Below are 6,743 nucleotides of genomic sequence, written 5' to 3'. Positions count from 1 at the left end.
TTTGTATCCTCCAGTCTTAAATAAAAAATAAAATTAACAATATACGAACATAATTATAAACACTATTATAGTTTTTTGACAAATGTTTATAAAAATATTCACATGTTAACAAAATTGTTTATATTGTTGCATGCTGAAAAGTTATCAACATGAGTGAAAAAATAAATGTTAAGATTATAAACAGTGAATAATATTAAGTAGTTAGTCAAAAATATGAAAAGTAGAAGTACTTTTCATATGATTAGAAACAAGTTATGCACAATTTTATACACAGCTGTGCATAACTTGTTAAAAAAATAAGTTATACACAACTCTCTATTAATAATATCAAAACCTGACAACCTATTCAAGAAGTTATCCACAAAAAAGAAATAAAAAATGTCACAGGCTAGTTTTTATTTCTTTTTTTACTTATAGAATTTATGTTGACATTGTAACTTCATGAATATATAATTTAATAGTGAAACTTTAAACATGGTAATGAGTTGATATTAACTTAAGCAAGTAATCCTCATAGGCTTAAAGTGAGTTTTAGAGGGTCATATAACTTACTTAAAAGGGGGTGTAGTTAGAATGTTCATGACTTATCAACCAAAAAAGAAACAAAGAAAAAAAGAGCATGGCTTCAGAAAAAGAATGAGTACTTCATCAGGAAGAAACGTTCTTAAGAGAAGAAGATTAAAAGGTAGAAAAAGATTAACAGCATAAGGGCCGCTTTTGTGGCCTTTTTCTGCAATTGCAGAAAAAAAGGAGCAAGATAAATGAAAAACCAAAAGGTAAGAAAAAATTCAGAGTTTAGGTTTATATATAGAAGAGGAAAATCTTTTTCTAATCATTTATTAGTATTGTATTTTTATAAAAATAAAAAAAATGTAAATAGAATAGGCATATCAGTAAGTAAAAAAGTAGGCAAAAGCGTTACCAGAAATAGAGTTAAACGATTAATTAAGGAAAGCTACAGATTGAATAATAGTGAATTAGTAACAGGATATGACTTAGTTTTTATAGCAAGAAGTGCTGCTAGTGAAAAGAGTTATAATGAAATAAGTGATGCTATTAAAAATCTTTTAAAAAGGGCAGGACTGTATAATTAATGAAAGAATTTTTAATTTTTTTTATTAAATCATATAGAAAGTATATATCTCCTTTAAAGAGGCCTTGTTGTAGGTTTTATCCTACATGTTCACAGTATGCTTTAGATGCTTTAGAAAAGTATGGTGTATTAAAAGGTGGATTTTTGGCTATAAAAAGAATATTGAGGTGTAACCCTTTTAATAAAGGTGGATATGATCCAGTTAAATAAATCGTCGGGAGGTTTATATTTTGCAATATTTAAATAATGCATTTGTTCAATTCTTTGAATTAGTACATCATGGAGTCGCAGGAGTGATACCTAATAAGAATATTTCTTACGGTATAGCGATTATTTTAGTTACACTTATAATTAGAATTATATTGCTTCCTCTAAATATAAAACAAACTAAATCTTCGTTAGTTATGAGTGAATTGCAACCTGAAACAAAAAAAATACAGGAAAAATACAAAAATGATCCGCAAAGAGCACAGCAGGAAATGATGAAACTTTATAAAGAAAAAGGAGCTAGTCCACTTAGTGGCTGTTTACCAATGCTTGTTCAATGGCCTATATTTATAGCACTTTATTATGTATTTAATAATTTGCATGGTATCAGTGGAGTTCATTTCTTATGGATAAGTGATTTAGCACAACCTGATAATAAATTTATTTTACCTATTTTATCTGGTTTGACTACATATTTTTCTGGATCCTTGATGATGATGTCAGGAGATAGTGCTCAAGCAAAACAATCAACTACAATGAATGTAGGTATGTCTATATTTATGGTGTTTATTAGCTGGCGTTTAAAATCAGCTTTAGTATTATATTGGGTAATAAATAATTTAATTCAAATAGCACAAACACTAGTAATGAAGAAAGTTGATAAAAACAAAGGCAATATTAAAGCCTAGGGGGTGACCTGTATATGAAGGTTATAGAAATGACAGGAAGAACTGTTGAAGAAGCTTTGAAAGTTGCTTTAAATGATTTAAATGTTACAGAGGATAAAGTTGAAGTAGAGATTTTGGACTCAGGAAAAAAAGGATTTTTTAATATAGGTTTCAGACCTGCAAAAATAAAAGTAACGGTTAAGAGAGATTATATGTATGAAGCTAAGGCTTTTTTAAGAGATGTATTAAACTGTATGAAGGTTAAAGCTGAAATAAGAACAAAAGAAGAAGGTAATTTAATAAAAGTATCTTTAACTGGTCCAGATATGGGTATACTTATAGGGTATAGAGGTGAAACTTTAGATTCATTACAATATCTTATAAGCCTTGTTGTTAATAAAGGGCATGACGGTGAATACAAGAGAGTAATTTTAGATACTGAAAATTATAGATTAAAAAGAGAAGAAACTTTAAAAAGACTTGCAAGAAGAATAGCAGATAAAGTTAGAAAAACTGGAAGGGCTGTAAAATTGGAGCCAATGAATCCTTACGAAAGAAGAATAATTCATTCTGCGCTTCAAGATGATGTTTCAGTAGATACGTATAGTGAAGGGGAAGAGCCTCATAGAAGAGTTGTAGTGGATTTAAAGAAAGCCTAATGGCTTTCTTTTTGCTTTATAATAGTAAGTTTTAATAAGGAGTGAGGGAATGAAAGAATTTGATACTATAGCAGCAATAAGTACTGTTTTAGGAGAAGGTGGGATATCCATCATAAGAGTTTCTGGAGATAAAGCATTAAAGATAGTAAGTGCTTTGTTTAGAGGAGTAAATGAAAAAAAGTTAGATGATATAAAACCTTATACTATTAGATATGGGTTTATTATAGAAAAGGATACTGGTGATACTTTAGATGAGGTTTTGGTAAGTTATATGAAAGCACCTAGAAGTTTTACTGCTGAGGATACAGTTGAAATAAATTGTCATGGTGGTGTAGTAGCAACCAAAAGAATACTAGAAGAAGTAGTTAAAAATGGAGCTAGGATAGCAGAACCAGGTGAATTTACAAAAAGGGCATTTTTGAATGGAAGAATTGATTTAAGCCAGGCAGAAGCTGTTATAGATATAATTAGAGCTAAAACTGAACTTTCAATGAAATCAGCTGTGGCTCAATCTAAAGGAAAAGTTTCAGAAGAAATAAATTTAATAAGAAATAAGCTTTTAGGAATTGTTGCTCATATAGAGGCTACAGTAGATTATCCGGAAGATGATTTAGAAGAGGTAACTGCTGATAAAGTTACAATGCAATTAAAAGATGTAGTTGAAGATGTGAATAACATACTAAAAACTGCAGAGGAAGGAAAAATAATTAGAGAAGGTCTTAATACTGTTATTGTAGGAAAGCCTAATGTAGGAAAGTCTTCACTTTTAAATTCTCTTTTAAGAGAAAAGAGGGCTATAGTTACAGAAATACCTGGGACTACAAGAGATGTAATAGAAGAATATATAAATATAGATGGTGTTCCTGTAAAGATTGTAGATACTGCAGGAATTAGAGAGACAAATGATTTTGTAGAGAAAATAGGAGTTGAAAAGTCTAAAGAAAAGATAAACGAGGCTGATTTAATTATATTAATGCTAGACTTAAGTAGAGAATTAGATAATGAAGACAAGGAAATTATAGATTATATAAAAGATAAAAAATATATAATTTTGTTAAATAAAAGTGATTTAGGTGGTAAAATAAATAAAGAGGATATAAAAAATCTTAATTCCAATTATATAGTAGAAACTTCTGCTAAAACAGGTGAGGGATTGGATAAACTTAAAGAATGTATAAGAGAATTATTTTTTAAAGGTGAAGTTACATCAAAGGATATACTTATAACCAATACAAGACATAAAGAAGCTTTAATAAGAGCAAAAGAAAGTTGTGCTCAAGCTTTAGATGCATTAAAAAATACGGCAGCTATAGATTTAGCTTCTATAGATATAAGAAATGCTTGGATGAACTTAGGAGAAATAACTGGAGATACATTAGAAGAGGATATAATAAATAAAATATTTTCAGAATTTTGTTTAGGAAAGTAGGAAAAATTGTATGGAATATTTTGCTGGAGAGTACGATGTAGTTGTAATTGGAGCAGGTCATGCAGGTTGTGAAGCAGGTCTAGCTTCAGCTAGGATGGGTTGTAAAACTTTAATGTGTACTATGAATTTAGATAGTGTTGGATTTATGCCATGTAATCCTAATGTAGGAGGTACAGCTAAAGGGCACTTGGTAAGAGAAATAGATGCATTAGGTGGAGAAATGGGTGTAAATATAGATCACACATTTATTCAATCAAGAATGCTTAATACATCCAAGGGACCTGCTGTCCATTCTTTAAGAGCTCAAGCTGATAAAAAGAGATACTCTGAGAGAATGAAACATGTTATAGAAAAGGAAGAAAATCTTTATTTAAGACAAATAGAAGTTGTAGACATAAAAGTAGAAAATAATAAAGTTTGTGGTGTATTAACTAAAAATGGAGCTTATTTTAAAACAAAAGCTGTTATACTTACCACAGGAACTTATTTAAGAGGAAAAATTATAATAGGAGAAGTTAGTTATAGCGGAGGACCAAGCGGACTTTTCCCTGCTAATGAATTATCACAAAAACTTATTGATTTGGGCATAGAACTTAGAAGATTTAAAACTGGTACACCTGCAAGAGTAAATAGAAGAAGTGTTGATCTTTCAAAAATGATAGAACAAAAGGGTGATGAAAAGATAGTTCCTTTTTCCTTTATGAGTGGTAACATTGATAGAGATCAAGTATCTTGTTATTTAACATATACTACAGATGATACACTTAAGGTTATAAGAGATAATATACATAGATCACCATTATATAATGGAACTATAAAATCAGTAGGACCTAGATATTGTCCTTCTATAGAAGATAAAGTTATGCGATTTCCTGATAAGGAAAAACATCAAATATTTATAGAACCAGAAGGAGAGAATACAGAAGAATTATATGTAGGAGGTGCTTCTAGTTCATTGCCAGAGGAAGTACAGCTTGCTATGTACAAAACAATAGAAGGACTTGAAAATGTGGAAATTTTAAGAACAGCTTATGCAATAGAATATGATTGTATAAATCCACAGCAACTTAAGTTGTCATTAGAATTCAAAAGTATAAAAGGGCTTTTTGGGGCTGGTCAGGTAAACGGAAGTTCAGGATATGAGGAAGCTGCAGCACAAGGAATTATTGCTGGAATAAATGCTTCTCTTAAAATTAAAGAAAAAGAACCTTTAATTTTGAAAAGATCAGATGCATATATAGGTGTGCTTATAGATGATTTGGTAACTAAAGGTACAGAAGAACCATATAGAATGATGACATCACGTTCAGAATATAGATTGATTTTGAGACAGGATAATGCAGATTTAAGATTAACAGAGATAGGTCATAATATAGGTTTAGTTAACGAAGAAAGATATAATAAATTCTTAAAAAGGAAAAAAACCATAGAAGAAGAAGTAGCTAGAATGAAAAATGTTCAAATTAATCCTAAAAAAGAGGTTATTGAATTCTTAGCATCATTGAATTCTACAGAACTTAAAAAATCTATCAGTTTATATGAGCTTATAAAAAGACCTGAACTTGACTACTTTAAAGTAGAGCCTTTGGATAAGGATAGAATTGAATTACCAGATGATATAAAAGAAGAAGTTAATACTATTTCAAAATATGAAGGATATATTAATAAACAGTTAGAACAGGTAGTACAATTTAAAAAATTTGAAAATAAGACTATACCAAATAACATTGATTACAATGATATAAATGGTTTAAGATTAGAAGCTGTACAAAAACTGAGCAAGGTGAAACCTATGAATATAGGTCAAGCTTCAAGAATTTCAGGTGTTTCTCCTGCAGATATATCAGTGCTTTTAATATACCTTGAAAGGGAATATAGAAGTAAAAATCAAAGTAATTAAATGTTTTAGAATGGAGAATAACTTATGGAATATTTTGATATAATGAGTCAGGCATGTAATGATGTAGCATTACCTTTTAATGAAGATACTTATAATAAGTTTAGTCAGTATAAGGATATGATTAAAGCTTGGAATGAAAAAATTAATTTAACTGCTATAGTTGATGATGAACAAATATTTAAGAAACATTTTATAGATTGCATAAAAATTTTTAAATTTTCTCCTTTGAAGGAAGCTAAAAATGTTATTGATATAGGTACTGGAGCTGGATTTCCAGGAATACCTATAAAAATCATGAAACAAGAATTAAATTTAATACTTTTAGATTCTTTGAATAAAAGGATAAATTTTCTAAATGGAGTAGTAAGCAAAATTAACTTAAATAATGTAGAAACTATTCATGGGAGAGCAGAAGATTTTTCCAGACAACCTAAGTATAGAGAACAAGTTGATGTTGCAGTGTCAAGAGCTGTTGCAAATCTTGCGGTGTTAAGTGAATTGTGTATTCCATATGTTAAAGTAGGAGGATATTTTGTTGCTATGAAAGGTCCTTCTGTGGATGATGAAATTAAGGATGGTAAAAGAGCAATATCCATTCTAGGTGGAAAAATTGATGATGTTATAAAAATAAATATTGAAGATAGTGATTTAGATCATAATCTTGTTATAATAAAAAAGGTAAAAGAAACACCAAAGGCGTATCCTAGAAAAGCGGGAACGGCTAGCAAGAAACCTTTAAAATAATTGTAATAATTTGTAGGAAAAAAATCAGAAAAAATAGAAGGAT

At 29.4% G+C, this 6,743-nt stretch carries 8 protein-coding genes; all 8 read left to right on the top strand.

The genetic code is table 11. From position 1 onward, the window contains the following. The first annotated feature begins 573 nt into the window (after positions 1-573). Genes rpmH through rsmG form a run of 8 tightly spaced genes read left to right on the top strand, consistent with a single transcriptional unit; the run spans position 574 to position 6,700 of the window. Positions 574-708 (top strand): 50S ribosomal protein L34, encoded by a 135-nt coding sequence (gene rpmH, locus Q6H37_RS29450; protein ID WP_029161070.1) that lies wholly within the window; start codon positions 574-576, stop codon positions 706-708. A gap of 53 nt (positions 709-761) precedes the next feature. Beyond that, entirely contained in the window at positions 762-1,094 is a 333-nt protein-coding gene (rnpA, locus tag Q6H37_RS29445; protein WP_318738613.1) for a ribonuclease P protein component, read from the top strand. Next, a complete protein-coding gene (gene yidD, locus Q6H37_RS29440) occupies positions 1,094-1,303 on the top strand; it encodes a membrane protein insertion efficiency factor YidD (protein ID WP_007063338.1) in 210 nt (69 codons plus the stop codon). Before rnpA ends, yidD begins: the two co-directional genes overlap by 1 nt. Positions 1,304-1,323: 20 nt before the next feature. Beyond that, positions 1,324-1,989: a membrane protein insertase YidC gene (locus tag Q6H37_RS29435; protein ID WP_318738612.1), complete on the top strand. Its 666-nt coding sequence runs from the start codon at positions 1,324-1,326 to the stop codon at positions 1,987-1,989. Between the two features lie 14 nt (positions 1,990-2,003). After that, positions 2,004-2,627 (top strand): RNA-binding cell elongation regulator Jag/EloR, encoded by a 624-nt coding sequence (jag, locus tag Q6H37_RS29430; RefSeq protein ID WP_318738611.1) that lies wholly within the window; start codon positions 2,004-2,006, stop codon positions 2,625-2,627. 49 nt (positions 2,628-2,676) lie between these two features. Then, a complete protein-coding gene (gene mnmE / locus Q6H37_RS29425) occupies positions 2,677-4,056 on the top strand; it encodes a tRNA uridine-5-carboxymethylaminomethyl(34) synthesis GTPase MnmE (protein ID WP_318738610.1) in 1,380 nt (459 codons plus the stop codon). Positions 4,057-4,066: 10 nt separating this feature from the next. Further along, positions 4,067-5,956, top strand: coding sequence for a tRNA uridine-5-carboxymethylaminomethyl(34) synthesis enzyme MnmG (mnmG, locus tag Q6H37_RS29420; RefSeq protein WP_318738609.1), 1,890 nt, complete (start codon positions 4,067-4,069; stop codon positions 5,954-5,956). 24 nt (positions 5,957-5,980) lie between these two features. Beyond that, entirely contained in the window at positions 5,981-6,700 is a 720-nt protein-coding gene (gene rsmG / locus Q6H37_RS29415) for a 16S rRNA (guanine(527)-N(7))-methyltransferase RsmG (protein ID WP_318738608.1), read from the top strand. The last annotated feature ends 43 nt before the right edge of the window (positions 6,701-6,743 follow it).

Source organism: Clostridium sp. JS66 (assembly GCF_033561535.1).
In the GTDB taxonomy this organism is placed as follows: domain Bacteria; phylum Bacillota; class Clostridia; order Clostridiales; family Clostridiaceae; genus Clostridium_AM; species Clostridium_AM carboxidivorans.
This window is presented reverse-complemented; position numbering and strand designations above follow the sequence as displayed.

Bases quoted from the DNA above. Each gene is read 5' to 3' on its own strand.
- mnmE (WP_318738610.1), top strand. From the start codon at position 2,677: ATGAAAGAATTTGATACTATAGCAGCAATAAGTACTGTTTTAGGAGAA.
- yidD (WP_007063338.1), top strand. From the start codon at position 1,094: ATGAAAGAATTTTTAATTTTTTTTATTAAATCATATAGAAAGTATATA.
- jag (WP_318738611.1), top strand. From the start codon at position 2,004: ATGAAGGTTATAGAAATGACAGGAAGAACTGTTGAAGAAGCTTTGAAA.
- rnpA (WP_318738613.1), top strand. From the start codon at position 762: ATGAAAAACCAAAAGGTAAGAAAAAATTCAGAGTTTAGGTTTATATAT.
- rpmH (WP_029161070.1), top strand. From the start codon at position 574: ATGTTCATGACTTATCAACCAAAAAAGAAACAAAGAAAAAAAGAGCAT.
- mnmG (WP_318738609.1), top strand. From the start codon at position 4,067: ATGGAATATTTTGCTGGAGAGTACGATGTAGTTGTAATTGGAGCAGGT.
- rsmG (WP_318738608.1), top strand. From the start codon at position 5,981: ATGGAATATTTTGATATAATGAGTCAGGCATGTAATGATGTAGCATTA.